This is a genomic window from Roseateles microcysteis (assembly GCF_036880965.1).
In the GTDB taxonomy this organism is placed as follows: domain Bacteria; phylum Pseudomonadota; class Gammaproteobacteria; order Burkholderiales; family Burkholderiaceae_C; genus JAUASW01.
Genome location: NZ_JBAJMV010000003.1, coordinates 405,206 through 429,049 on the forward strand (window position 1 = coordinate 405,206; position 23,844 = coordinate 429,049).

Below are 23,844 nucleotides of genomic sequence, written 5' to 3' on the forward strand. Positions count from 1 at the left end.
ATTTACTTGGCGCTGCGCGGGTCGCTCGTCTGGCGCTTCATCCAGTCGCTCATCTCACGCAGCGTGTGGCCGATGGATTCACGGGCCGAGTAGCCGTGTGATTCATTGGGCAGCACCACGTAGCGGACATTGCCACCCGTGCCTGCCAACGCCTGATACAGGCGCGCGCTCTGGATCGGGAAGGTGCCCGGGTTGTCGTCGCTTTCACCGTGGATCAGCAGGATGGGCTCCTTCAGCTTGTCCGCATAGTTGAACGGCGACAGCTTCAGATAGACGTCCTGCGCCTCCCAGTAGGTGCGGCGCTCGCTCTGGAAGCCGAAGGGCGTCAGCGTGCGGTTGTAGGCGCCGCTGCGGGCAATGCCGGCCTTGAACAGGTCGGTGTGCGCCAGCAGGTTGGCCGTCATGAAGGCGCCGTAGCTGTGGCCGCCGACCACCATCTGCTTCGGGTCGCTCACGCCGAGCTCGTCGGCCTTCTGGATGATGGCCTTGGCGTTCGCTGTGATCTGCTCGACAAAACTGTCGTTGACCGTCTTTGGGTCGCCGACGATGGGCATGGTCGCGTCCATCAGCACCACGTAACCGTCCAGCGTCAGCATCAGCGGGCTGGCGCCGGAGAAGGTGGTGAAGCGGCTGGTGGAACCGCTGACCTGGCCGGCCGTGGAGGCATCGGTGAACTCCAGCGGATAGGCCCAGACAAAGGTCGGGCGGCGCTCGCCAGCCTTGTAGTCCGGCGGCAGGTAGAGCCAGAACGACAGCTCGACGCCGTCCGCACGCTTGTACTTGATCAGCTCGCGCTTGATGTTGCGCAGCTGCGGTGTCGGGTCGGTGTACTTGGTCAGCGCCTGCATCTGCTCGAATCCGGCGCCGCTTCGCAGCACGAGGTTGGGCGGCTCGGCGAAGGTCTCGCGGCTGGTGAGCACGCGGCCATCGGCCAGCAGCGTGATCGGGCGCTCGTAGTGCGTGAGGCCGGAGCGGAACAGGCGCGTGGCCTGGCCTTCCTTCAGGCTGTAGCTGTCGATGAAGGGCAGGTCGCCGTCCTTGCTGGCGCCCTGGCCCACGAAGATCAGCTTGTCGCCGCCCTCCACGCGAACGATGGCGCGGCCATTGGGCAGGATGCGGGTGAGCGGCTGGCCGGGGTCGCGGTAGCGGTCGCGCATGTCGCGGTCCTGCAGGCGCTGCGGCTTGGCGCTGCCGTCCAGCGACACCAGGTCGGCGGCGATCCAGCGGCGCTCGCGGTCCACGTCGCCGATGATGGCGCGATTGCCGCCTTCGACGAAGCTCATGCCCGAGAGGCGCCCCACCGTGCGATGCACTTCCTTGGCCTCGCCCTTGTAGGGCGCTTCCAGCTTCATCAGGCGGTCGCGGAAGGGCACCTTCTTCTTCTGGTCGCCACCGTCCAGAGCCTCGACCCAGTAGACGGCGCCGTCAAGCTGCGGCGAAGCCCAGAAGTTGCGCGGGCCGGTGATCACGCCTTCGACCGGCACGCTTTCCTTCAGCTTGATCTGGCCCAGGTCGCGCAGCAGCTTGCCACCGGCGTCGCGCAGCTCGACCTGGCGGGCGAAGTCATTCCAGGTGACCTGGTAGCTGAATGGTGCGACCAGACGCTCGGAGATGAAGGCGCCCTGGGTGCCGACGGCTTCGAGGTTGGCGTACAGACCCGGTGTGCCGACCTCGTGCGAGGCACCGGTGCTCAGCTTGATGCGGCGCAGCGCCGAGGTGGCGTAGTAGGTGAACAGCGCGTCGTCCTGGCTGTTCTTCAAGAGGTCTTGCAGCGTGCGCTCGGGCGAGATGCGGCCCATCGATTCCTGGATGGTCGGGCCCGAGGGTGCTTCGAACACCGGTGCGGCGCCGCGCTTCTCGGGCACGGTCAGCGCAATGATTTCGTCGGCGCCGAGCCAGACCACCGAGGTCTCGAGCACCGTGTTGAGCTTGATGCCCTTGACCTGGCTGATCTTGGCCGTGGCCACATCGCCCAGCCACAGTTCGGTGGCGTTGGCAGTGCGGCGATTGAGCAGGAATCGCTTGCTGTCCGGCGACCAGCGCAGCTGGTAGAACGTGCCGCCGGCCGGCAGCTTCACTTCACGCTCGGCGGCGGCCGGATTGGCCAGCTCACGCAGCTTGATCGACTCGATGTGCGGAATCAGCTGCACGCCGTTGGCAGCGATGTCGATGCGCTTGCCGGCCAGGCGCGCGATCGGGCGTGCCAGCTCGGCCACCTTGCGGCTGCGCTGCGTCTCGATGCTTGCCAGCGTGCGCTGATCGGGCGAGAGCATGTGGCCAGGCAGGCCCTTGGCGTCCAGCACGGCGCTGATCTCGGCCGAGGGTTGCTGGTAGACCTGCGATTCGGCTGCCAGCGCCGAGCTTGCGGGGCCGAAAGCCAGGGCTGTTGCCAAGGCCAGGGCCGACAGGGTAAGACGCTTGTTGCTGCTGCTCAAACTGCTCATCGCGCTCGTCTCTCGTGAAGTCGAAAAGCGAGCAATCTAGCAGAGCCGGCCGCGCGGCGCGCGTGCCGAAGGCTTCAGTGCGCAAACAGGCGTGCGGCGTGCAGACCCAGTCCTGTGGCCACCGAGGCGAAGCGGTCGCCGCGCACTTGCTGGGCGGCCGGGTAGTCGGCGGCAATGCGCTCGGCCAGCAGGCGCAGGCCGGTGGAACCACCGGTGAAATAGAGCGCGTCGATCTGCTCGGGCTTGAGGCCTGCCTGAGCCACGGTGTCGCGGCCGGCGGCCACGATGCGGCCGATGTCGGCATCCAGCGAAGCCACGGCCGTCGCCTCGCTCAGGCGCACTTCGAGGCCATTCTCGATCAGGCCGAGGTCGATCAATGCGTCGCCACCGCCCGAGACCTCGATCTTGGCGCCCTCGGCGCGCGCCGCCAACTCATGGCCGAGCCGTTCTTCGACCACGGTCATCAGCCGCTGATGCTGCTGCACATCGGCATAGAAACTGCGCATGCTGCGCAGTTCAGCAACCCGCCCGGGGCTGTAGACGGTGTTGATCAAGTGCCAGGTGGCGAGGTCGAAATAGACGCCGCTGGGCACTTCGCGGGCCGAGCCATCCGGGCGCACCGGACCCAGGGAGCGGTAGCCGAACTCGCGCAGGATGCTGGCCAGCTCGATGTGGCGGTCGAAGTCGGTGCCGGCGATGTGTACACCGTGGTTGGCCAGGATATCGTCGCGACGGTCCAGGCGCTGCATGCGATCGGGGCCCACGCGCACGACCGAGAAGTCGGATGTACCGCCACCAATGTCAGCCACCAGCACGATGCGTTCGCGGTCGATCTGGCTCTCGTAGTCGAAGGCCGCGGCAATCGGCTCGAACTGGAAATGCACTTCATCGAAACCCACGGCATGAGCCGCCGCTTCCAGCGAGCTCTGCGCTGCGGCGTCGCGCTCCGGTTCACCGTCCACGAAAAACACCGGACGGCCCAGCACCAGCTTGTTCAGGGCGCCGGTCGCACCATCGGCCAGCGCGCGGTTGCGCAAGCGCTTCAGGTAGCCGGAGAGGATGTCGCTGTACTTGGCGCCACGGCCGCCGCCGACGTCGGTCGTCTGGTCGATCAGACCGGATCCGAGGATGCTCTTCATCGAGCGCATCAGGCGCCCGTCGATGCCGTCCACATAGGCCGCCACGGCGGCGCGGCCAAAGGCGCGCGGCGGGCCGTCGGCGTCGTGCCGGCCTTCGGCGTAATAGAAGACCGCCGTCGGCATGGTCTTGTGGCCCGGCTCCAGCTCGACGAGGCGCATGGCTCGCGCACCCGATTCAGGCCCGGGAATGGCCACGGCCGAGTTGGAGGTGCCGAAGTCGATGGCACAGAAGGACGGAGAACTGCTCATGGCGGGCCGGACGAACGAGGGGCGCGGATTGTAGGCCCGCGCCGATTTTTCCCGCCTGCTGTCCTCAGGCGTGGGCCATGCTCCGGATAGCCTTGGCCGGCATCGCGTCGCCATAGAAGCCGAAGTCGATGTCCGGGCGGCGGCCTGCCATCAGCTCCGCCAGGGCGTGGCCGGAGCCGGCGCCATGAGTCCAGCCCAGCGTGCCATGCCCGGCATTGATCCAGAGGTTGCCGGCCTTCTTGCTCTTGCCGATGTAGGGGATGTTGGTCGGCGTGCTGGGGCGCAGGCCGGTCCAGTAATTGCGCTCGGACAAGTCAGCCACCCCGGGGAACAGCTCTTCATAGCGGTTCACCAGGGCGTCGCAACGCACCTTGGCGGTGGCACTGTCGAGGTTGAGGTCGAAGCCGCTGAGCTCGGCCGTGCCCGCGATGCGGATCGTGTCTCCGAGGCGCGAGATGGCGATCTTGCGGGTGTCGTCCAGCAGGCTGACCACGCTGGCTTGGTCGGGCTTCTTGAGCTTCAAGGTGGCCGAGTAGCCCTTGGCAGGATAGATGGCGAGGTACTCGCCCAGCGGCTTCAGCAGGGCCGGCGTGTAGCTGGCCATGGCGGTGACGAAGGCATCGCCCTTGAGGCTCAGAGCCTGGCCGGTCCGGCGGGAGCTGATCTGCACCGACTCGATCTTGCCGCCGCTCTGCTGCAGGGCGATCACGTCATGGCCGTAGAGGAAGGTGGCGCCGCGCTCGGCGCACAGCCGGGCCAGCTTCTGCGTGAACACCCGGGCATCGCCCGATTCGTCGCTGGGCGTGAAGGTGCCACCGAAGACCTGCCCGCCGAAGGCCGCCAGGGCCGGCTCAACCTTCAGGACTTCATCGTGGTTCAGCACACGCCGGTCCACGCCATGGCGGCGCATGATCTCGCAGGCGGCCACGCCGGCTTCGAAGTCGGCCTGGCTGGAGAAGAAGTGCAGGATGCCGCGCTCCAGGCGCTCGTACTCGATGCCGGTCTGCGCCACCAGCGACTTCAGGGACTCGTGGCTGTAGCGGCCCAGCTGCACCAGGCTCTCGACATTGCGCTCGAAAGCCGCGGTGGTGCATTGCGTCAGGAAGGACAGGCCCCAACGCCATTGCGCCGGGTCCATGCGCGGGCGGAACAGGAGGGGCGAATCGTCGCGCAAGAGCCACTTGGCCACCTTGAAAGGTGCGCCGGCATTGGCCCAGGGTTCGCAGAAGCTGACCGAGATCTGTGCGCCATTGGCAAAGCTGGTTTCCAGCGCCGCCTCAATCTGGCGGTCGACCACCACCACCTCATGGCCCTGCTCGAGCAGATACCAGGCGGTGCTGATGCCGATGATGCCGGCTCCGAGAACGACGACTTTCATGCCAACTCCTGCAGCCCGGAGGCCTTTTTAATCCCAAGCGGGGGCCGCGTCCATCACGGCGGGCGGCGAAGCGCGGATTGTCGGGAGCGGCCTCTCAAACAAGAAGCGGGATTCATATTTGTAGCGGTACATTAGTTGCACTTATGAAAGACCTGGACTCCGCCGGCCTCGATTGCCTGGCCGCCCTGGCTGACGAGCGCAGCTTCGAGCGCGCGGCCGAGCGGCTTTCCATCACGCAGAGCGCCGTCTCCCAGCGCCTGCGCAGCCTGGAAGCCCAGGTCGGCCAGCTCCTCGTGGTGCGCTCACGCCCATTGCGGCTGACGGAGGGCGGCAAGATCCTCTTGCGCTTCGCCCGCCAATTGCAGGCCCTGCGCAGCGATGTGGTGCGGGAGCTGGGCGAGCGTGCGGCTCCGCATGAGCGCATCGCGATTGCCGTCAATGCCGACAGCCTGGCCACCTGGGTGCTGCCGGCACTGGACCCGCTGGTACAGCGCGGCCTGGAGGAAGGCTTCGGCTTGGAGCTGGTGGTGGACGACCAGGATTTCACCCACGACTGGCTGCGCCAGGGCGAGGTGCTGGGCTGCGTCAGCACGGTCAAGCAGGCCTTGCGTGGCTGCGTGGTGCAGCCGCTGGGCGTGATGCGCTACGTTGCCGTAGCCAGCCCCGACTTCGTCAAGAACCACCTGGGCGGCGAGCTCAACGCCGGCAACTTCGCCCACCAGCCCTTCCTGGTGTTCAATCGCAAGGACGACGCGCAGGCACTCTGGGTCAGCAAGGCACTGGGCGTGCGCAAGCCGCGGTTGAGAGAACGCTTCGTGCCCTCCAGCGAGGCCTATACCCGGGCGGTCTGCCTCGGATGGGGAATAGGCGTGACCAGTGAGCTGCTGGTTCGGCCCTTCATCAAGAGCGGCGCCCTGGTGGCGCTGCAACCGCAGACCAGCGTGGACGTGGCCTTGTACTGGCACCAATGGAAGCTTGAAGCCCAGGCGCTGGGCGCGCCGGGCCGGGTGGCCTTGCTGGATCAGATCGGGGCGGCCCTGGCCGCCGGGGCTCGCAGCGCGCTGGGCAAGCGCCAGCCGGGCTGAAGTTCAGGTCGGCTCAGTGCCGGTCAGCGCATCGGGACCGAGGCGGCCAGGGCCGGGGCCTGTGCCGCCACCAGCATCAGCTTGCTGGCGGCGGGGATTGCCGGGATCTGCGAGGTCTGGTGGGCCAGCCACATGACGGACATCACCACCGACGTGACGATGGTGCGGGACAGCCAGATGAGCAAACGCTGATTCATGATGGGAAAGCTTAGGTGGCGCCGAGCGCTTGGGACAGCCTCCAGAAGTGGGAATTGGCCTGCCAGCCGAACCCGACTTTGTTGCCCGGTGGCCGCACGCAGTAGAGCGCTCACTTGTTACAGGACATGTGTCCTTGTGTTTCCGTTTGTGCCCGCGTGAGTTTTTCCCAACTGCAGCCACTTCGGCACTCAGTTTGGGGGGTACGACAGGCCCAGGAGCGCGCACACTTCGTTCAGCAGCCGATGAGGTTCGTCATGAGATTCGCTCCCTCCCTCCGTTTCTTCCGCAAGACTCCCGCGCCGGTCATCGAACATGACCCGGCCGACCTGGGCACTGCTTTCGGCATGGAGGCCAGCCTGGAAGGCGAGGACCCGAATCAGCGCAGCACCTCGAGCTATGCACTCGAATCCGAGCGCTCGGGTGCCGACAGCGAATCGCCGCTGGCCTGGCTCTCACGTCCGCGCTCCTGAGCCCTCTCGAGGCAGCTCAAGCGTTTTTCTGCGGCATCAGCGCACCAGCACGACCGGTACGCCGCACTGCGCCATCACCTTGGTGGCGACAGAGCCCAGCACCAGGTTTCCCAGGCTGCCGTGGCCATGTGAGCCCAGCATCAAGAGATCGAATTTCCCTTTCTCCGCCAGGGCCGCAATGGCATCGGCCGCCGGGCCGACCTTGGTGAGGAAGTTGGCGGCAATCTTCTGCTTGGCAAAGAAGCTGCGCACCGGCTTCAGCACTTTTTCCGCCTCGTCGTCGTAATAGCCCTTCAGCGTCTCCTTGTCGAACATGGCTGCCGCCCGCGACGGCACAGCCGGGACGACATGCAAGACCGTGTACTCGTGGGCCGGGCCCAGCCATTCGTCATGCGCGGCCAGATAGGCCAGCATGCGTTTGCTGTAGTCGCTGCCATCAACGGCTGCCAGGATTTTCATCAGCTGCTCCTCGGTCGATATAGATCTTCACAGTCTGGCATGGGCGCGCCATGCCGGCTTGTTCTCAAGCAGGGACAGGCTCAAAAACTTCGATCACGCGCTGGCCCTGCCAGCCCTCGGCCTCGCCCTTGTGACGATGGCCGCGCGCATTGCAAACCACGCGGGTGCTACCCGCCGCATGCGCGAACCGATAGTCGTGCCGGCAATGCAGGTGGCCATGCAGCCACAAGCGCGCCTGCGGCAGCAGCGCTTCATCGTTGTTGCAGAAGCTGGCCGTGCCGGGCTGGCGCCCATAGCGCGGGTCGCAGCTGCGCAGGCTGGGCGCGAAATGCGTGACGACCACGGTCGCGTCCCAATCGGCGCCCTGCTCTGGCTGACTCAGCTGCGCTGCCAGCCAGGCTCGGCAACGCAGACCCTCCTCGCGCACGGCCAGCGCATCAAAAGGCTGGCCCTCGCGGGTGGCTGCCATCACGCGCTGGAAATAGCCGGCCGCGCGCAAGGCCCGGTCGCGCTCGCGCTCGCCGAAGAGATCGAAGTCGGTCCAGCGCGTGCTGCCGATGAAGCGCACGCGCCGGCCTTCTGCGTCCTTGAGCACCAGGCTCGCGGCGTCGAGCATCAGGAAGCCGAGATCGTCCGAGAGGCTTTGCAGGCCCAGGCGTGCTTCATCGACATCGCGCCGGTCGTACTCATGGTTGCCGGGCACGAAAAGCACCGGCACTGGCCAATCGCGGAAATGCCGCAGACCGGCCCAGCCGCTGTCCACGTCGCCGGCCAGCACCAGAAACTCAGCCCCTGGCGCCGGCTCGGCGTCGAAGGCCTCGGTCTCCAAATGCAGGTCAGAGAGCAGCTGCAGCCGCACAGCGCTTCAATTGCTGCCGTGGCACTGCTTGTACTTGCGGCCCGAGCCGCAAGGGCAAGGATCGTTGCGGCCGACCTTGGGGCCTTCGCGCTGGATCGTCTCCACGCGATAGCGCTCGGCCTCGGTTAGGTCGCAGAGGTCGGCCACCGTCACCACCATCTCCTCGATCGCATCGTCCAGGTCCTTGAGCGGATGCTCGCGGTCCAGCGTGGCGATGATTTCCTTCTCCTCGTCGGTCTCGGCCGGCAGGTGGCGGTACAGGCGTGCCAGCGCGGCCATCACGGCGTCGTCCGGCATGTCGGACAGCTCGGGGAAGCAGAGCTGCGCATGCTGGAAACCGGCCACCCAAGGCAACAGCGTGCGCGAGATCGGGCTCATCGCGGCCACTTCCGGGTCGTCTTGCGGGTCAGGCGCTTCGCTTTCATCGAGGTCCAGCACGACCGGGTCGAACCAGCCGTCTTCCACCAGCTGGCGGTTCAGCGCAGCATGGCGGCGCTCCACCAGTTCGCGCACGCGGCCGAGCCAAACCTGGTCGACATCCTCGGGCAGCAAGCCCCCGTCGTAGTCAAAGATGTTGGGCATCCATTCGTCGACCGGGATCAGCCGCGGCTGCACCAGCACGCCGCAGAGATAGCCGTCGAGCATGGAGGCGTCCAGCGCTTGCAGCGGCTCCGGCGTGGTGGCCAGCATTTCGTCGAGTTCAGCGAACTCGGCGTCGGTCAGATCTGTGGCATTGGTGCTCATGCGGTGATTGTCGCCGCTTCGGCGGCCTTGCAGGCGGCCACCACTTGCCCGCGCATCCAGCGCTGCTCGCTGCGGGCCTCGTTGCGCAGGTGCCAGAGCATGTCGACATGGACCGGCGTCAGCGGCATCGGCAGCCGCCGCTCGGTGAGTTGCTGGCGGTAGCCGGTGGCTTCCACAAACGAGGCTGGCAAGACGGTCAGCAGGTCCGACTGGGCCACGATGCGCCCGGCAGTGAAGAACTGGTTGACCGTCAACTCGATGCGCCGGCTGCGGTGCAGGGCCGCCAGCGCCTCGTCAACAAAGCCATGGGGCCGCCCCGAGAAACTGACCAGCAGGTGACGGGCGGCGCAATAGACGTCCAGCGTCAGCGGCTGGGCGGCGAGCGGGTGGTCGCGGCGCATCACGCAGACGTATTCGCTGTTGTAGAGCCGGTGCTGGCGGATCGATGCGGCATGGCCCTGGGCCTGCAAGGCGGCGACGGCATTGGGGAAAAAGCCCAAGGCCATGTCGGCATCGCCCTGCTCGAGCAACGCTCGCGGATCTCGCGTGGTCAGGGGCAGCACATGGACCTGCGCCTGAGCGCCGGCCGCCTCCAGCTGACGCACCAGCGGCGGCAGGACCAGGGCGGCGGTCGCGTCGGCCATCGCCATGCGGAAGGTGGAGGGCTGCTGCTGGGGGTCGAACTCGCCCGGGTCCAGCAACTGCTGCAGCCTGCCCAGCGCCTCCCGCACCTCCGGCCACAAGGCTTCGGCACGGGGGCTGGGCTTCATGCCAAAGGCCTGGCGGCTGAACAGCTCCTCGCCCATGGATTCCCGCAGCCGCTTGATCGCATGGCTGACCGCCGGCTGGGTCATGGCCAGGCGTTCGGCGGCTCGGGTGAGGTTGCGCTCGGCCATCACGGCATCGAACACGCGCAGGAGGTTCAGATCCAGTGTGCGGAAATTCACGATTCGCCCTTGAAATCAGGATTGCGAATATCTTAGATCCGAAACATTCATTAGACGCATTCCTAGGGTTTACCCAGAATCGCGGCATTGGCTCCACGAGAGTCTGTCACTGGAGGAACCCGCCATGAGCATTGCAACTCAAACCTACGGCCTGCCCCTGGGTCGCCAAATCGCCCACGGCGGCTCGTTCGCCTCGATCGGCGCCCGCATCTGGCTGCGCCTGTTGGCCTCGATCCAGGCCCGCCTGGAAGCCGCCGCCGCCGTCCGTGCCGAGCGCGAACTGCTGGCCCTGGCCGCCCAGTACGAGAGCAGCATGCCCTCGTTCGCCGCCGAGCTGCGCGCGGCGCACGCACGGAAATAAGCCCACCCCCGAGGCGCTGCGCACCTCCCCCTCAAGGGGCGCGCTCAACGACCCGGCAAAGCCGGATCAGTGAGCGCCGCTTGAAGGCCCCAGCAAAAAGCCCGCTCGGTGAGCGGGCTTTTGCATTGGGAATGAGGCGAAGCCCCACGCTCACAGGCCGGCGAGCCGCCCTTCGATCTTCGCCTTGGTCGCTGGCAGCGCAGCCGGCAGGCCCTGAGCCAGTTGCTGGAACAACTGCTCGTGCAAACCCAGCTCGGCCAGCCAGGCCGCCTTGTCGATGCTGGTGACCTGATCGAACTGCTCGCGGCTGAAGGCGAGGCCTTGCCAGTTGATGTCTTCGTAGTTCGGCGTCACGCCGAACACATGCTCCTCGCCATGGCCCTGGCCTTCGACGCGGTCCAGCATCCACTTCAGCACGCGCATGTTCTCGCCGTAGCCGGGCCAGACGAACTTGCCGTCCGGGCCCTTGCGGAACCAGTTGACGCAGAAGATCTTGGGCAGCTTGGCGCCGGAGGCCTCGAGCTTGGCACCCAGATCCAGCCAGTGCTGGAAGTAGTCGGCCATGTTGTAGCCCATGAAGGGCAACATGGCGAAGGGGTCGCGGCGCACCACACCCTGCTGGCCGGCGGCCGCAGCGGTGGTTTCCGAGCCCATGGTGGCAGCCATGTAGACGCCTTCGACCCAGTCGCGCGCCTCGGTTACCAGCGGCACCGTGGTGGAGCGACGGCCGCCGAAGATGAAGGCATCGATGGCCACGCCGGAAGGGTTGTCCCATTCGCTGTCCAGCGCCGGATTGTTGGTGGCGGCCACGGTGAAGCGTGCGTTCGGGTGCGAGGCCTTGGCGCCGGTTTCCTTGGCAAGCGCCGGCGTCCAGTCCTTGCCCTGCCAGTCGATCAGGTGGGCCGGCGGGGTGTCGGTCATGCCTTCCCACCAGACATCGCCATCGTCGGTCAGCGCGACGTTGGTGAAGATCACGTCCTTGCCGAGGCTGGCCATGCAGTTGGCATTGGTCAGCGAGTTCGTGCCCGGCGCGACGCCGAAATAGCCGGCTTCCGGGTTGATCGCGTAGAGGCGCCCGTCGCTGTGCGGCTTGATCCAGGCGATGTCGTCGCCGATGGTCGTGACCTTCCAGCCAGCGAAGGCCTGGGGGGCGATCAGCATGGCGAAGTTGGTCTTGCCGCAGGCGCTGGGGAAGGCGGCGGCCACGTGGTACTTCTTGCCGGCCGGCGAGGTGACGCCCAGGATCAGCATGTGCTCGGCCAGCCAGCCTGGGCTACCGGAGGGCCCTTCAGAAGCTTGACGGCCCATGCAGGAGGCGATGCGCAGGGCCAGGCACTTCTTGCCCAGCAGCGCATTGCCGCCGTAACCCGAACCATAGGACCAGATTTCGCGGGTCTCGGGATAGTGGACGATGTACTTGGTGGCGTTGCAGGGCCAGGCCACATCCTTCTGGCCGGCTTGTAGCGGTGCGCCCACGGTGTGGACACAGGGCACGAAATTGCCGTCTTCACCGAGCAGCTCGATCACGGCGCGGCCCATGCGGGTCATGATGCGCATGTTGACAGCCACATAAGGACTGTCGGAGAGCTCGACGCCAATCTGCGCGATCGGTGAGCCCAGCGGGCCCATGCTGAAGGGCACGACGTAGAGCGTGCGGCCGCGCATGGAGCCACGGAACAGCGCCGTATCACCGGTCTGCAGCAGCTGGCGCATCTCGGCCGGCGCCATCCAGTTGTTGGTCGGGCCGGCGTCTTCCTTCTTCTCGGAGCAGATGAAGGTGCGATCTTCGACGCGGGCCACATCGCTCGGGTCCGAGCAGGCGAGGAAGCTGCCGGGGCGCAGTGCAGGATTGAGCTTCTTGAAGGTGCCCGCCTCGACCAGCTTGGCGCACAGCCGGTCGTACTCGGCCTGGCTGCCGTCGCACCAGTAGACGTCGCGCGCTTCGGTCAGCGCGGCAATCTCGGCCACCCAGGCCAGGAGGCGCTGGTGCTTCAAGTAGGCCGGTGCGTTCAGGCGCAGGCCTTCCATCACGGGTTGGTTCATGGTTGTACCCATCCAATTCAAGATTAAAAAAGCAGGATTGGGTCAACCTCGGCAGGCGCTTCACCCACAGGGCGAAGGCTGGGCCGGGGCTGGCCCAATGCCGCTCGTCTCATCGCCCAAGGATTACAAGACCGGGACAGGCAAACAGCGGTGAACCAGAGGTCGGGGCGATAGCCGCTCCTCCTATGCCAGGCCATGGTGGGGCCCGGTCTGCCGATTGTCGGCGCAATGTAACCATGCCGTAACCTCCCGCACCCCCGGGGTCATGCAATTCCGGAATAAGTTCATGCGCATACCGGCCGGCACGGTGCGAGGCTCGAACCCGGCCTGTGATCGGTACACAATCAATCGGCCTTCCCAGTCCTCTTGCATACCAGCCCTCACCCTCCATGAGCTCCACCAAGCCCTCGAAACTGCGCCAGCGCTTGCTGTTGCTGATCGGGCTGGTGCTCTTGCTGATGGCAGCCACTGGTGTGCTGACGCTGCGACAGCTGAGCAGCGTGTCGCAAAGTGTGGAGTCGCTCTACAAGGACCGTCTGCTGCCGGTCGAGCAGTTGCGCCGCGTCGCCCAGACCTTTCAGACCGACCTGCCGATGATGGTCGGCCAGTTGCGCGACGGCCGCCTGTCCCTGCCATTGGCGCGCCAGCAGCTGGAGCGGGCCGAGCAGGCGGCGCGCCGCAGCTGGAGCGACTACCTCGAGACCTACCTGGTCGAGGCGGAAAAGCGTCTGATCCAGCGCACCGAGCCTGAGCTGCAACGCAGCCATGCGGCGATTGCCCGGCTGCGGCTGTTGCTGCAGCAAGGCCAGCTGGACAGCCTGACTTCGGCTTACAGCACCGATCTGCGCAACGAAACCGAGCCCTTGCTGAGCCTCCTCAACGAGCTGATCGACGTGCAGTTGCAGATCGGGCGGCGCGAGGCGGAGGACAGCAACAAGGCCTTCGGCGAAGCCGTGCTCTGGGTCTCGCTGATGGTGCTGCTGACCGCTGCGCTGGGGCTGGCCCTGGCCTGGTCGGTGCTGCAAAGCCATCAGCAGGAACAGAGTGAGTCCCTGGCCAGCGAGGCGCGCTTGCAGCGCTTCTACATGGCACTGTCGCAGACCAACCAGCTGATCGTGCGCAAGCCCGAGTCCGCACAGCAGCTCTATGAGGCGCTGTGCCGTATCTGCGTGGAGACTGGCCAAGCCAAGCTGGCCATGGTGGTCGAGCAGGTCGAGGGCGGGCAGTACGAACGCACGGCCTGCTTCGGCCCGCTCGAGCGCCTGATGCCAGGTGCCCCCAAGCGTTGGAGCGCCGACGCGCCCTATGCACTGGCCGCGCTCAGCAGCGAGGCCATTGGCACGGGCGAACACGCCATCAGCAACCGGGCAATTGCCGAGAACCGCACGGCCGTGGGCGGTGTGATTCCGCCTGGCGTTGAAGCGATGGCGGCGTTTCCGCTGCGCCGCAATGGCCAGGTGGTCGGCGCGCTGAGCCTGCTGGCCGGCGAGCTCGACTTCTTTGACCACGCGATGCTGACCCTGCTGGACGAGATGGCCGGCGATGTCTCGTTCGCCCTCGACAACCTGGAGCGCGACCGGGTCCTGCTGGAAAGCCTGAGCAAGGTGCAGGCCGAACGGGCCTTGTTCGAGCTGCTGTTCAATGCCTCGTCGGTGTCCGCTGCGCTGATCCGCATCGCCGACGGCACGGTGATGGAAATCAACGAGCAGCTGTGCCGCTACTACGGCATTGCGCGCGCCGAACTGCTGGGCCGGCGTCCGGGCGACCTCGGCGTGGGCATGAGCGAGGCGGACAGAAACCGCCTCTATGGCGAAATCAAGGCACGGGGCCAGGTGCGCAATATGGAGATCGCGCTGCGCAGCCGCGACGGCCGCCAGCGTCGCCTGCTGGTCAGCGGCGATCTGATCGACTATCGCGGCGAGCCCTGCGCATTGGCCTCGGCCGTCGATGTCACCGAGCTGCGCGGCGAGCAGCAGAGCCGGCAGTCGCAACAGCAATGAGCCTGCACCTGCTCAGCCTCAATACCGCCCGGGTCCAGGCCCTGGCCACGCCGCAAGGCGAAGTCCGCAGCGGCATTGCCAAGCGTGGCCGCGACGGCGCGGCAGCCGTGGGTACGCTGGGCCTGGAGGGCGACGAGCAAGCCGACCTCACGGTGCACGGCGGGCCGGCCAAGGCGATCTATGCCTACGCCAGCGAGCACTACGCCTTCTGGCAGACGGTGCGCGCCCAGGCCGGCGTGTCCGAATGGGGCCAGGTCTTGCCCTGGGGCAGCCTGGGCGAGAACCTGACGCTGTCCGGCCTCCTGGAGAACGAGGTCTGGATTGGCGACCGGCTGGTCTTCCCCGACTGCGAGCTGATCGTCAGCGAGCCGCGCTATCCCTGCTTCAAGTTCAATGCGGTGATGGGCTTCAACCAGGCCGCCAAGCTGATGACACAGAGCGCCTGGTGCGGCTTCTACCTGGCCGTGGCGCGCGCGGGCACACTGTCAACCGGCCAGCCGTTCGAGTTGCTCGCCGGCCCGCGCGAAGTGGGCATCGTCGAGCTGTTCAAGGCGCGCACCCGGCGCGCAACCTAGGCCGCCAGCGTCGGATAGTCCGTATAGCCAGCCGGACCGCCGCCATAGAGCGTGGCCCGGTCGAGCGGCTGCAGCGGCGCATTCAGACGCAATCGGCGCACCAGGTCCGGGTTGGAGATGAAGTCGCGGCCGAAGGAAATCGCGTCGGCCTGCCCTTCAGCCACGGCCTTCAGCGCCATCTCGCGGGTGTAGCCGTTGTTGGCAATCCAGGCGCCGCCGAAGCGCTGGCGCATCGCCTGGTAGTCGAAGGGCGCCACGTCGCGAGCGCCGCCGGTCTGGCCTTCGATGATGTGCAGGAAGGCCAGCTTCAGCGGCGCCAACTGCTCGGCCACATGGTTGAAGAGGGCTTGTGCCTCGCTGTCCTGGCCGGCGTCGTTCACCGGCGTCACCGGCGACAGGCGCAGCCCGGTGCGGCCCGGGCCGATGGCGGCGACGATGGCGGTCATCAGCTCGACCAGCAGCCGAGCGCGGTTCTCGATCGGGCCGCCATAGCGGTCCGTCCGGTCATTGATGCTGTCGCGCAGGAACTGGTCGATCAGGTAGCCATTGGCACCATGAACCTCGACGGCATCGAAGCCGGCCTCCATCGCGCAGTGCGCGGCATGGACGAAGCCGGCAATCACGCCCGGAATTTCTTCGGTGGCCAGCGCACGGGGTGCCGACAGCGGCAGCAGGCCATCATTGGTGAAGGTCTTGCCGTTCGCCGGCTTGCTCGTGGAAGAAACCGGCGCCGCGCCATTTGGCTGGAACACCTGGTGCGAGACCCGGCCCACATGCCAGAGCTGCACCGCGACTTTGCCGCCTTCGGCATGCACGGCGTCGGTCACCTGCCTCCAGGCGGCAACCTGCTCGGGCGTGTGGATGCCCGGTGTGTCCAGGTAACCCTGGCCCGCGGCCACCACCTGCGCGCCTTCGCTGATGATCAAGCCGGCGCTGGCGCGCTGGCGGTAGTACTCGACCGCCATGTCGCCCGGCAAGAGGCCGCGCGAGCGGCTGCGGGTCAGGGGCGCCATCACAATGCGGTTGGCGAGTTGCAGATCACCGATCTGGACCGGATCGAAAAGACTGGGCATGGGCGATGTCAGGAAGCGTGAGAAGAAGAGACGCAGCGTACCGGCAAGTGGCTGGCGCTGCAGCCCCGTCGGCGACAGCCGCAGGCCCTGCAGTGGCTCATCAATGCTTGCTGCAAGCCGGCGGCAAAGCTGCTAGCCAGCGCCGGGCGCTGCTCGCCGGCCTGGCAGCGCTGGCGCTGCCTGTGCAGACTACGCTGGCGCTGCCGGCGCAGGCCACCAGGCCCGACTTGCGCGTCGGCCCGAATGAGAGGGTGCGCACCTTGGCCGAGGCCGCACGGCTGGCTCGCGATGGCTGGCTGATCGAGGTGGCCGCCGGTGACTACCGGGCCGATGTGGCCAGCTGGCGGCGCGATGGCTTGCGGCTGCGCGCGGTCGGCGGCCGGGTGCGCTTGATTGCCGATGGTGCGCATGCCGAGGGCAAGGCGCTCTTCGTCATCAATGGCCGCGGCGTGGAGGTCGAAGGCTTTGATTTCAGCGGTGCGACCGTGCCCGACCGCAACGGCGCCGGCATCCGCTTCGAAAGCGGCTCGCTGACCTTGCGCGATTGCAGCTTCAGCGATTGCGAATGTGGCCTGATGAGCAGCAATGACGGCGCAGCACGCCTGGTCGTGGAAGACTGCGACTTCGGCCGGCCTCGGCCGGCCCAGGCCTTCACCCACCTGCTCTACGCCGGCCGCATCGCCCAGCTGGAGGTGCGCGGCTGCAACTTCCACGACGGGCACCACGGCCATCTCCTGAAGAGCCGGGCGGCGCAAAGCCGGGTTGAATACAACCGCTTCGCCAGCGGACGCGCCAGCTACGAGCTGGAGTTTCCCAATGGCGGGCAGGTGTGCGTGCTTGGCAACGTGATCGAGCAGGGCCGCGACAGCGAGAACCCGCTGATGCTGTCCTATGGCGTCGAGGGCTGGGCCTGGCCGCGCAACGAACTGGACCTGGTGCACAACACCTGGATCGACCGACTGGGCGGCTCCGTCCTGCGCGTCAGTGGCGGTGGGCAGACCCGCGTGCGGGCCTTCAACAACCTGCTGCTGGGACGCCGACCCTGGCGCGACGAGCCCGGCTGGCAGGCTGCCAGCAACCAGTGGGCGAGGCTCGAGGTCGTACCGTCCCTTGAGCCGCCCGCACCCCTGCCGCCCGAGCTGATGCCCACCCACCAGGCTGCCGAGCCCCGCGGCCGGCGGCGCCTCGGTGGCCCGGCCCGGCGCGTGGGCGCCCTGCAAGAGCCCTGAGCGGCGACAATGCGGGCCTATGCTCGCCTACCGACACGCCTTCCACGCCGGCAATCATGCCGATGTCCTCAAGCACCTGGTCCTGGTCCAGGTACTTCGCTACATGGCGGAAAAGGACAAGGCCTACACCCTGGTGGACACCCATGCCGGCGCCGGCGGCTATTCGATCGAAGGCCGCTATGCGCAGAAGAAGGGCGAGTACAGCGGCGGTGTCGCCCGGCTCTACGACGCCAAAGACCTGCCCGAGCCCCTGAAGCCCTACATCGAGCTGGTCAAGGAATTCAACCCCGACGGCCAGTTGCGCCAATACCCGGGCTCGCCGGCGCTGGCCAATCTCCTGATGCGTGAACAGGACCGGCTGCGCGTATTCGAGCTGCACCCGACCGACTACCGCATCCTCGCGAGCTACCTCTCGACACGGCCCAACACGCAGGTGTCCGACAAGGACGGCTTCAGCTCGCTGAAGGGCGAGCTGCCGCCGCCCTCGCGCCGTGCCGTGGTCTTGATGGACCCGTCCTACGAGCTCAAGAGCGACTACGCCAAGGTGCTGGCCACCATGCGCGAGGGCCTGCAGAAGTTCCCGGACACCGTGTTCCTGATCTGGTATCCGCAGCTCGCCCTGCTTGAATCCACCCAGCTCGCCCAGCGCCTCAAGGCCAGCGCCGACACGCTGGCCAAGAAGGGCTGGCTGCATGTGCGCCTGACCGTCACGCAGCCTGACGAAAAAGGCTTCGGCATGCTGGGCAGCGGCATGTTTGTGGTCAACCCGCCGTTCACCCTGCACGACCAGCTCAAGGACAGCCTGCCCTGGCTGGTCGACAAGCTCGGCCAGTACGACGGCGCGAACTTCGTGCTGGAACAGCGGGTCGCCTGAGCGGCCTCAGCTTGCCTCAGTAGGCGGCCGTGAAGCGGCGCTGGATGTGCTTGGGCGCTTCCAGCTCGTCGACGATGGCGACCGCCAGGTCGGCGACGCTGAGGTTCGATTCACCGGCAGCATCGACCACCAGCTCCTCGCCACCCAGGCGATAGCTGCCGCGGCGTTCGCCGGGCACCAGGTGGGCGGCGGGCGAGACAAAGCTCCAGTCCAGGTCCTTCTCTTGGCGAATGCGGTTCAGCGCTTCGCGGGCTGCCAGCGCGCCCGGCTTCCATTGCGCCGGGAATTCCGGCGTGTCGACCAGCTGCACACCCGGCGCGATGAACAGGCTGCCGGCGCCGCCAACCACGACCAGGCGCTTGACGCCGGCCTGCTTGGTGCCGGCCGTGATCGAGTCTGAACCACGCAGGAACTCGTCATGCAGGTCCGGGTTGGTCCAGCCGGGGTTGTAGGCGCTGACCACGGCGTCCGCGCCACGCACCGCGGCGGCCACGGCATCCGGGTTCAGGACATCGGCCTGGGCCACATTCAAGCCTTGCTGGGCAGCGATCTTGGCTGGCGTGCGAGCCAGGGCCGTGACCTGGTGACCACGGGCCAGCAGTTCGCTGAGGATGGCGCTGCCAACGAAACCGGTGGAACCGATGAGGGCGATCTTCATGATGATTTCCTTGCCCTTGAACGGGCCCTTGTTGCGATGGGTGAACTGTAGAAACTTCACAATCACTGCAGAAGTCCTCAGAATTGGCCATCACTCTTTAGACAAACTTCATGCTGGACCAGTTAAAGCGCATGGCCGTGCTGGCCACCGTCGTCGAGCAGGGCAGCTTTGTGGCGGCCGCCCGGCAACTCAAGACCACCACCTCGGCGGTGAGCCAGCAGGTGCGCTCGCTGGAGCGCGACATGGGCGTGACGCTCTTGCACCGCTCCACGCGCAAGCTTTCCCTGACACCCGCCGGCGCGCGTTTCCATGAAGGCTGCGCCGCCATGCTGGCTGCGGCTCGGGGCGCGCAGGAGCGCCTGCTGCAAATGCGTGATGCGCCGGAGGGCGAGCTGCGCGTGGCGGCGCCGGTGGGGTTTGCACGCCACGTCGGGCCCGCTTTGGCGCCCCTGCTCGCTGCCAACCCAGCCCTGAGCCTGCACCTGGAAGTGGAAGACGGCTTCACCGACCTGATTGCCAAGCGCATCGACCTGGCAATCCGCTTCGGTCGCCTGCCCGACAGCCCCTGGGTGGCGCAACGCATAGGCGCTCAGCCGGTGGCGCTGTATGCCGCGCCCAGCTATCTGGCGCGGCGCGGTGTGCCGGCCAGCTTGAGCGACCTGAGCCAGCATGACTGGCTCGTGCTGCGCTCCAGCACCGAGGGCGTGCAGATGCTGGACCTGCAGCAGGAGGCAGCGCAGCAGCAATTGCGCATCAGTCCGCGCGCCAGCAGCAACAACCAGCTGAGCCTGCAGCAGCTGTGCGAATCGGGCCTGGGCCTGGCGATGTTGGGCACCGACGACGTGCGCGAATCCCGCGAAGCGGGCCGCCTGCTGCCGCTGATGCCTGGCGTACAGCTGCCGGCCCTGCCCATCTACGCCCTGGCACCGCAGCGCGACGCTCAGCCGGCCAAGGTCCGGCATGCGATCCAGGCCTTGAAGACCCATCTCGCTTCGATACTTCCACCATGACCGAGAACCCGCTCAAGAACGGCCCGCTCACCGGCATCAAGGTGCTGGAGCTGGGGCAATTGATCGCCGGCCCCTTTGCCGGCAAGACCCTGGCCGACTTCGGCGCCGAAGTGATCAAGGTAGAGCCACCCGAAGGCGACCCGCTGCGCCAATGGCGGATGCTGCATGAGGGCATCAGCGTCTGGTGGCAGGTGCAGAGCCGCAACAAGCAGAGCATCACGCTGGACCTGCGTAGCGAGGAAGACCGCCAGGTCGCCCGCCGGCTCGCCGCCGAGGCCGATGTCCTGATCGAGAACTTCCGCCCCGGCCTGATGGAGGACTGGGGCCTGGGCTTTGATGCGCTGGCCGCCCTGAACCCTCGGCTGATCATGCTGCGCATCAGTGGCTACGGCCAGACCGGGCCCTATCGCGACCGCCCCGGCTTCGCCGTCGTGGCCGAGGCCATGGGTGGCTTGCGGCATCTGATGGGCGAGCCAGGTCGTGTTCCGGTGCGCGCCGGTGTGAGCCTCGGCGACACCCTGGCTGCGCTGCACGGCGTGATCGGCGTGCTGCTGGCGCTGCAGGCGCGCGCAACGACGGGCCGCGGCCAGATGGTCGACGTGGCGTTGTACGAATCGGTCTTCAACTGCATGGAATCCTTGCTGCCCGAATACAGCGCCTTCGGTGCGGTGCGCGAGCCGGCGGGCTCCGCCCTGCCCGGAATCGCGCCGAGCAATGCCTACCGCTGCGCCGACGGCCAGGTCGTCATCGGCGGCAATGGCGATTCGATCTTCAAACGCCTGATGACGGCCATCGGCCGCGACGACCTCGGGCAGGACGCTGGCCTCGCTGGCAATGCCGGCCGCGCCGGGCGCGTGGACGAGCTGGACGCCGCCATCACCGCCTGGACCGTGCAGCGCAAGGTGGCCGACGTGGTCGAGACCTTGCAGCAAGCACGCGTGCCCGTGGGTCGCATCTACACCGCCCGCGACATCGCCGAAGACCCGCACTACCGCGCCCGGCAGATGATCGAGACGATCACGACGGTCGCCGGCCTGCGGCTCGAGGTGCCCGGCATCTGCCCCAAGCTCAGCGACACGCCCGGCGCGATTCGCTCGCTGGCGCCCGCGCTGGGTGAGCACAACGGGCATCTCAAGCGCTAATGCTAGGCTGCGGGCCACCACCGATCAGCCCACCGTCGCGACGATGATGAACATCCAACCCGCCGCCCTCGCCCGCTGCCTGCCCTTCGCCGTCTTCATGGCCTTGCTGGGCCTGCGTGGCATGCTGCCCGAAGGCCTGCCTGGCCTGGACCCGCGCTGGATCTATGGAGCGGGCGTGCTCGTCGTTGGCGGCCTGCTCCTGCACTACCGGCGCGAATACGGCGAGCTCAGCCGGCAGAACCTGCCTTCGATGCGCGAAGCCTGGCTGAGTGTGGCGACCGGCTTGGTCGTCTTCGCCTTGTGGATACACCTCGATGCGCCGGCGCTGCAACTCGGCACGCCCACCGCCAGCTTTGTGCCGCTGGATGGCAGCGGCGGCCTGATCTGGCCTTTGGTGGCCGCCCGACTGATCGGCGCGGCCCTGCTGGTGCCAGTGATGGAAGAGCTGTTCTGGCGCAGCTTCCTGATGCGCTGGATTGAGCGGCCGCAGTTTCAGGCGGTGGAGCCTGCACGCGTGGGCATCAAGGCCCTCGTGCTCTCGACCTTCATCTTCATGCTGGCCCACACGCTGTGGCTGGCCGCCATCCTGGCCGGCCTGGCCTATGCGCTGCTCTACATCCGCACCGGCAAGCTATGGACCGCCGTGATCGCCCATGCAGTAACCAATGGCGCCTTGGGCCTGTGGGTGATCAAGACCGGGCAGTGGCAGTTCTGGTGAAAACCTTCAGCGGCGCAGCTTCGCATCGCGCTGCAGATACCTGAAGCGCTCGAAGAGCCAGGAGCGCATGCCCATCACCAGGGTGTAGGAGCGCTTCTCGCCTTCGGGCAGCTTCTGGTCGAGCAGGTGCTGGCGGGCAAAGTCTTCGGCCACGCGCTGCAAGCGCTCCGACAGTTCGCGCGCCTGGCCGTGGCTCAGCTGGCCATGCACCAGCATCAGCAGTTCGCCGTCGCCGTCAAAGCCGCCCGAGAAGTAGTCGCTGATCACCTCTTCGCGGAAGAACTGCATCACCGGCCCCTGCGCGCGCCACCGGAAGGTCTTGGCCAGCTTCAGCTTGTAGCGGTTCAGGGGCCGCAGCTCGATGACACCGAGCCGGTCCAGCTGCGCCAGGTAGCGCGTGGCCTCCGCCTCGCTGATCGCATAGCTGGCAACGACCTGCTCCAGGCTCCACTGGCTCAGGCAGCAGATCGCCAGCAGCAGCAGCCTGGGGTCGGCCACCACGGCCTTCTCCTGCGCCAGCGTCAGCTCGCGCCGCAAGGGCTCGGCGGCCGCGACCTTGCGCGAGAGTTCGGCAAAGTCGGTCTTCAAGGCGCGGCAGATCTCGTCCACGCGCGACAGCGGCATCTCGCCGCCGCTGGCGAACATGCGCTTGACGCTGGATTCCGACAGGCCCAGTTCGGCCGCCAGCTGCGCATAGCTGAGGCCGGCCGTCTTCAACTCGGCCTTGATCAGCTCGACCAGGGTTTGGGTGCTTGGCATGGCAGGACGGTAGCGTAAAACGATACCGCCGGCCTCGGTGTTTGCTACAGCGCAGAAAGAGCGGCTGCCAGCGCCGGCCTTGCGGCGAGCATCGCGTCCCAGCAAAGGAGCGAAGTCGAGATGCAAGAGCGAAGACGCCATCTGCTGTGCTGCGGCGGCGCTGCGGCGGCCGGCCTGTTCAGCGCGCTGAGCAGTGCAGCCCGCGCTGGCAACCTGATCAACCCCTGCCGCGGTGCGCTGCCTGCGCAACTGCGCGAGCACCCGCTGATGCAGCGCTGCTGGCAGGGCATTGACGCGACGCAGCTCTGGGACGTGCATGCCCACCTGCTGGGCACCGGCGACTCGGGCTCGGGTTGCCGCATCGATGCGCGGATGACGCAGTGGTGGCATCCGATGGAAAGCGTGCGGCGCAAAGTCATCCTGGCCGGCGCCTGCGTGCCTGCCGATGCGCCCAGCGTCGACAAGGCGTATCTGCAGCGCCTGCAACAGCTGGCTGCCGATTTCCCGCCGGGCGCCCGCTGGATGCTCTATGCCTTCGACGAGGCACTCGACGAGAAGAGCTGCCCGCGCCCCGAATGGACCAGCTTCCATGTGCCCGACCGCTATGCCGCCGCGGTGGCGGCAGCCATACCGCAGCGATTCGCCTGGGTCTGCTCGGTCCATCCCTACCGCGAAGATGCGCTGGCCCGCCTCGACGCCGCCATCCAGGCCGGCGCGGTGGCCCTGAAGTGGCTGCCCAGCAGCATGAACATCGACCTGCGCGATGCCCGCCTGCGGCCCTTCTACGACCGGCTCGCACAAGCGCGCCTGCCCTTGATCATCCATTGCGGCGAAGAGAAGGCCGTGCCCGGTGCCGGCCGCAGCGAGCTCGGCAACCCGCTGCTCGCGCGGCTGCCCTTGTCGCACGGCGTGCGGGTGATCATGGCGCACTGCGCCTCGCTGGGCGATGCGCTGGACCTGGACCAGGCCCGGCCGCGCCTGGTCAGCGCCTTCTCGCTGTTTGACCGGCTGATGGACGAACCGGCCTGGAAGGATTTGCTGCTGGGCGACGTATCGGCCCTGTTCCAGTTCAACCGGCGGCCCGAGGTCTGGCAGACCGTGCTGAAGCGCCAGGACTGGCATGCGCGCCTGCTGCACGGATCGGACTATCCCCTGCCCGGCGTCGGCCCGCTGTACCGGCTCGGTGGCCTGGTGCGCGCCGGCCTGCTTGCCGAGGCCGACCGGTCGCCGCTGGAGCGGCTGCGCGAACACAACCCGCTGCTCTTCGACCTGGCGCTCAAGCGGGTGGTTCGCTGGCAGGGTCAGGCCTTGCTGCCGCAGGTCTTCGCCACGCGCCGCCACTTTGCGTCGGTAGCGTGACGCGCTGGCCAAGATGCTGCGCGATGCGCACGAAGCCGACCTGCTGGAAGGCCGCGGCCGCCGCGAGCAGC

At 67.1% G+C, this 23,844-nt stretch carries 23 protein-coding genes; 11 read left to right on the forward strand and 12 right to left on the reverse strand.

Going from position 1 to position 23,844, the window contains the following annotated elements:
* Positions 1–2 precede the first annotated feature (2 nt).
* From V3596_RS10885 to V3596_RS10895, 3 genes are all read right to left on the reverse strand, one after another.
* Entirely contained in the window at positions 3–2,444 is a 2,442-nt protein-coding gene (locus V3596_RS10885) for an alpha/beta hydrolase family protein (RefSeq protein ID WP_334277748.1), read from the reverse strand.
* A gap of 74 nt (positions 2,445–2,518) precedes the next feature.
* Positions 2,519–3,832, reverse strand: coding sequence for an Hsp70 family protein (locus tag V3596_RS10890; RefSeq protein ID WP_334277749.1), 1,314 nt, complete (start codon positions 3,830–3,832; stop codon positions 2,519–2,521).
* A 64-nt stretch (positions 3,833–3,896) separates the two neighbouring features.
* Complete coding sequence (locus tag V3596_RS10895) at positions 3,897–5,210, reverse strand: D-amino acid dehydrogenase (protein WP_334277750.1); 1,314 nt, start codon at positions 5,208–5,210, stop codon at positions 3,897–3,899.
* Between the two features lie 143 nt (positions 5,211–5,353).
* On the opposite strand from V3596_RS10895, the gene V3596_RS10900 reads away from it, so the two are divergent.
* Complete coding sequence (locus V3596_RS10900) at positions 5,354–6,295, forward strand: LysR family transcriptional regulator ArgP (RefSeq protein WP_334277751.1); 942 nt, start codon at positions 5,354–5,356, stop codon at positions 6,293–6,295.
* Between the two features lie 23 nt (positions 6,296–6,318).
* On the opposite strand, the gene V3596_RS10905 is transcribed toward V3596_RS10900, so the two are convergent.
* Positions 6,319–6,492, reverse strand: coding sequence for a hypothetical protein (locus tag V3596_RS10905; RefSeq protein ID WP_334277752.1), 174 nt, complete (start codon positions 6,490–6,492; stop codon positions 6,319–6,321).
* Between the two features lie 255 nt (positions 6,493–6,747).
* Between V3596_RS10905 and V3596_RS10910 the strand changes: the two genes are divergently transcribed.
* Complete coding sequence (locus V3596_RS10910) at positions 6,748–6,963, forward strand: hypothetical protein (protein WP_334277753.1); 216 nt, start codon at positions 6,748–6,750, stop codon at positions 6,961–6,963.
* Between the two features lie 36 nt (positions 6,964–6,999).
* On the opposite strand, the gene V3596_RS10915 is transcribed toward V3596_RS10910, so the two are convergent.
* From V3596_RS10915 to V3596_RS10930, 4 genes are all read right to left on the reverse strand, one after another.
* Positions 7,000–7,422, reverse strand: a complete 423-nt coding sequence (locus tag V3596_RS10915; protein ID WP_334277754.1) for a universal stress protein — start codon at positions 7,420–7,422, stop codon at positions 7,000–7,002.
* Positions 7,423–7,486: 64 nt separating this feature from the next.
* Positions 7,487–8,281: a metallophosphoesterase gene (locus V3596_RS10920; protein ID WP_334277755.1), complete on the reverse strand. Its 795-nt coding sequence runs from the start codon at positions 8,279–8,281 to the stop codon at positions 7,487–7,489.
* Between the two features lie 6 nt (positions 8,282–8,287).
* On the reverse strand, positions 8,288–9,025 hold the full coding sequence (locus V3596_RS10925; RefSeq protein ID WP_334277756.1) for a UPF0149 family protein: 738 nt from the start codon (positions 9,023–9,025) through the stop codon (positions 8,288–8,290).
* Positions 9,022–9,972 carry a LysR family transcriptional regulator gene (locus V3596_RS10930; RefSeq protein WP_334277757.1) on the reverse strand — a complete coding sequence of 317 codons (951 nt, stop codon included), beginning with the start codon at positions 9,970–9,972 and terminating at the stop codon, positions 9,022–9,024. The genes V3596_RS10925 and V3596_RS10930 overlap by 4 nt, the downstream gene beginning before the upstream one ends.
* A 124-nt stretch (positions 9,973–10,096) precedes the next feature.
* Between V3596_RS10930 and V3596_RS10935 the strand changes: the two genes are divergently transcribed.
* Positions 10,097–10,333 carry a hypothetical protein gene (locus tag V3596_RS10935; protein WP_334277758.1) on the forward strand — a complete coding sequence of 79 codons (237 nt, stop codon included), beginning with the start codon at positions 10,097–10,099 and terminating at the stop codon, positions 10,331–10,333.
* 150 nt (positions 10,334–10,483) lie between these two features.
* Here V3596_RS10935 and V3596_RS10940 read toward each other — a convergent pair whose 3' ends face one another.
* Positions 10,484–12,376 carry a phosphoenolpyruvate carboxykinase (GTP) gene (locus V3596_RS10940; RefSeq protein ID WP_334277759.1) on the reverse strand — a complete coding sequence of 631 codons (1,893 nt, stop codon included), beginning with the start codon at positions 12,374–12,376 and terminating at the stop codon, positions 10,484–10,486.
* Positions 12,377–12,765: 389 nt separating this feature from the next.
* Between V3596_RS10940 and V3596_RS10945 the strand changes: the two genes are divergently transcribed.
* Together V3596_RS10945 and V3596_RS10950 are read left to right on the forward strand one after the other, a co-directional pair.
* Positions 12,766–14,376: an MCP four helix bundle domain-containing protein gene (locus V3596_RS10945; protein WP_334277760.1), complete on the forward strand. Its 1,611-nt coding sequence runs from the start codon at positions 12,766–12,768 to the stop codon at positions 14,374–14,376.
* Positions 14,373–14,951, forward strand: coding sequence for an MOSC domain-containing protein (locus tag V3596_RS10950; RefSeq protein ID WP_334277761.1), 579 nt, complete (start codon positions 14,373–14,375; stop codon positions 14,949–14,951). The genes V3596_RS10945 and V3596_RS10950 overlap by 4 nt, the downstream gene beginning before the upstream one ends.
* On the opposite strand, the gene V3596_RS10955 is transcribed toward V3596_RS10950, so the two are convergent.
* Positions 14,948–16,024 carry an alkene reductase gene (locus V3596_RS10955; RefSeq protein ID WP_334277762.1) on the reverse strand — a complete coding sequence of 359 codons (1,077 nt, stop codon included), beginning with the start codon at positions 16,022–16,024 and terminating at the stop codon, positions 14,948–14,950. The genes V3596_RS10950 and V3596_RS10955 overlap by 4 nt on opposite strands.
* Positions 16,025–16,116: 92 nt before the next feature.
* On the opposite strand from V3596_RS10955, the gene V3596_RS10960 reads away from it, so the two are divergent.
* Both V3596_RS10960 and V3596_RS10965 read left to right on the forward strand, forming a co-directional pair.
* Positions 16,117–17,253 carry a right-handed parallel beta-helix repeat-containing protein gene (locus V3596_RS10960; RefSeq protein WP_334277763.1) on the forward strand — a complete coding sequence of 379 codons (1,137 nt, stop codon included), beginning with the start codon at positions 16,117–16,119 and terminating at the stop codon, positions 17,251–17,253.
* A gap of 19 nt (positions 17,254–17,272) precedes the next feature.
* On the forward strand, positions 17,273–18,127 hold the full coding sequence (locus tag V3596_RS10965) for a 23S rRNA (adenine(2030)-N(6))-methyltransferase RlmJ (RefSeq protein ID WP_334277765.1): 855 nt from the start codon (positions 17,273–17,275) through the stop codon (positions 18,125–18,127).
* A gap of 16 nt (positions 18,128–18,143) precedes the next feature.
* On the opposite strand, the gene V3596_RS10970 is transcribed toward V3596_RS10965, so the two are convergent.
* Positions 18,144–18,785 carry an NAD(P)-dependent oxidoreductase gene (locus V3596_RS10970; protein ID WP_334277978.1) on the reverse strand — a complete coding sequence of 214 codons (642 nt, stop codon included), beginning with the start codon at positions 18,783–18,785 and terminating at the stop codon, positions 18,144–18,146.
* A 110-nt stretch (positions 18,786–18,895) separates the two neighbouring features.
* On the opposite strand from V3596_RS10970, the gene V3596_RS10975 reads away from it, so the two are divergent.
* The 3 genes from V3596_RS10975 to V3596_RS10985 are packed head-to-tail and all read left to right on the forward strand — an operon-like array spanning position 18,896 to position 21,655.
* Positions 18,896–19,795, forward strand: coding sequence for a LysR family transcriptional regulator (locus V3596_RS10975; protein WP_334277766.1), 900 nt, complete (start codon positions 18,896–18,898; stop codon positions 19,793–19,795).
* Positions 19,792–20,937: a CaiB/BaiF CoA transferase family protein gene (locus V3596_RS10980; protein WP_334277767.1), complete on the forward strand. Its 1,146-nt coding sequence runs from the start codon at positions 19,792–19,794 to the stop codon at positions 20,935–20,937. Before V3596_RS10975 ends, V3596_RS10980 begins: the two co-directional genes overlap by 4 nt.
* Positions 20,938–20,980: 43 nt before the next feature.
* The gene (locus V3596_RS10985; protein ID WP_334277768.1) at positions 20,981–21,655 is read left to right on the forward strand and encodes a CAAX prenyl protease-related protein; all 675 of its coding nucleotides are present in this window, start codon (positions 20,981–20,983) and stop codon (positions 21,653–21,655) included.
* Between the two features lie 6 nt (positions 21,656–21,661).
* Here the strand turns inward: V3596_RS10985 and V3596_RS10990 are convergent, their stop codons facing one another.
* Positions 21,662–22,414 (reverse strand): helix-turn-helix domain-containing protein, encoded by a 753-nt coding sequence (locus V3596_RS10990; RefSeq protein ID WP_334277769.1) that lies wholly within the window; start codon positions 22,412–22,414, stop codon positions 21,662–21,664.
* A 120-nt stretch (positions 22,415–22,534) separates the two neighbouring features.
* Between V3596_RS10990 and V3596_RS10995 the strand changes: the two genes are divergently transcribed.
* A complete protein-coding gene (locus V3596_RS10995) occupies positions 22,535–23,773 on the forward strand; it encodes an amidohydrolase family protein (RefSeq protein ID WP_334277770.1) in 1,239 nt (412 codons plus the stop codon).
* The last annotated feature ends 71 nt before the right edge of the window (positions 23,774–23,844 follow it).

Bases quoted from the DNA above. Each gene is read 5' to 3' on its own strand.
- V3596_RS10995 (WP_334277770.1), top strand. From the start codon at position 22,535: ATGCAAGAGCGAAGACGCCATCTGCTGTGCTGCGGCGGCGCTGCGGCG.
- V3596_RS10965 (WP_334277765.1), top strand. From the start codon at position 17,273: ATGCTCGCCTACCGACACGCCTTCCACGCCGGCAATCATGCCGATGTC.
- V3596_RS10900 (WP_334277751.1), top strand. From the start codon at position 5,354: ATGAAAGACCTGGACTCCGCCGGCCTCGATTGCCTGGCCGCCCTGGCT.
- V3596_RS10890 (WP_334277749.1), bottom strand. From the start codon at position 3,832: ATGAGCAGTTCTCCGTCCTTCTGTGCCATCGACTTCGGCACCTCCAAC.
- V3596_RS10975 (WP_334277766.1), top strand. From the start codon at position 18,896: ATGCTGGACCAGTTAAAGCGCATGGCCGTGCTGGCCACCGTCGTCGAG.
- V3596_RS10910 (WP_334277753.1), top strand. From the start codon at position 6,748: ATGAGATTCGCTCCCTCCCTCCGTTTCTTCCGCAAGACTCCCGCGCCG.
- V3596_RS10970 (WP_334277978.1), bottom strand. From the start codon at position 18,785: ATGAAGATCGCCCTCATCGGTTCCACCGGTTTCGTTGGCAGCGCCATC.
- V3596_RS10905 (WP_334277752.1), bottom strand. From the start codon at position 6,492: ATGAATCAGCGTTTGCTCATCTGGCTGTCCCGCACCATCGTCACGTCG.
- V3596_RS10985 (WP_334277768.1), top strand. From the start codon at position 20,981: ATGATGAACATCCAACCCGCCGCCCTCGCCCGCTGCCTGCCCTTCGCC.
- V3596_RS10915 (WP_334277754.1), bottom strand. From the start codon at position 7,422: ATGAAAATCCTGGCAGCCGTTGATGGCAGCGACTACAGCAAACGCATG.
- V3596_RS10945 (WP_334277760.1), top strand. From the start codon at position 12,766: ATGAGCTCCACCAAGCCCTCGAAACTGCGCCAGCGCTTGCTGTTGCTG.
- V3596_RS10885 (WP_334277748.1), bottom strand. From the start codon at position 2,444: ATGAGCAGTTTGAGCAGCAGCAACAAGCGTCTTACCCTGTCGGCCCTG.
- V3596_RS10950 (WP_334277761.1), top strand. From the start codon at position 14,373: ATGAGCCTGCACCTGCTCAGCCTCAATACCGCCCGGGTCCAGGCCCTG.
- V3596_RS10935 (WP_334277758.1), top strand. From the start codon at position 10,097: ATGAGCATTGCAACTCAAACCTACGGCCTGCCCCTGGGTCGCCAAATC.
- V3596_RS10955 (WP_334277762.1), bottom strand. From the start codon at position 16,024: ATGCCCAGTCTTTTCGATCCGGTCCAGATCGGTGATCTGCAACTCGCC.
- V3596_RS10940 (WP_334277759.1), bottom strand. From the start codon at position 12,376: ATGAACCAACCCGTGATGGAAGGCCTGCGCCTGAACGCACCGGCCTAC.
- V3596_RS10895 (WP_334277750.1), bottom strand. From the start codon at position 5,210: ATGAAAGTCGTCGTTCTCGGAGCCGGCATCATCGGCATCAGCACCGCC.
- V3596_RS10980 (WP_334277767.1), top strand. From the start codon at position 19,792: ATGACCGAGAACCCGCTCAAGAACGGCCCGCTCACCGGCATCAAGGTG.
- V3596_RS10925 (WP_334277756.1), bottom strand. From the start codon at position 9,025: ATGAGCACCAATGCCACAGATCTGACCGACGCCGAGTTCGCTGAACTC.
- V3596_RS10990 (WP_334277769.1), bottom strand. From the start codon at position 22,414: ATGCCAAGCACCCAAACCCTGGTCGAGCTGATCAAGGCCGAGTTGAAG.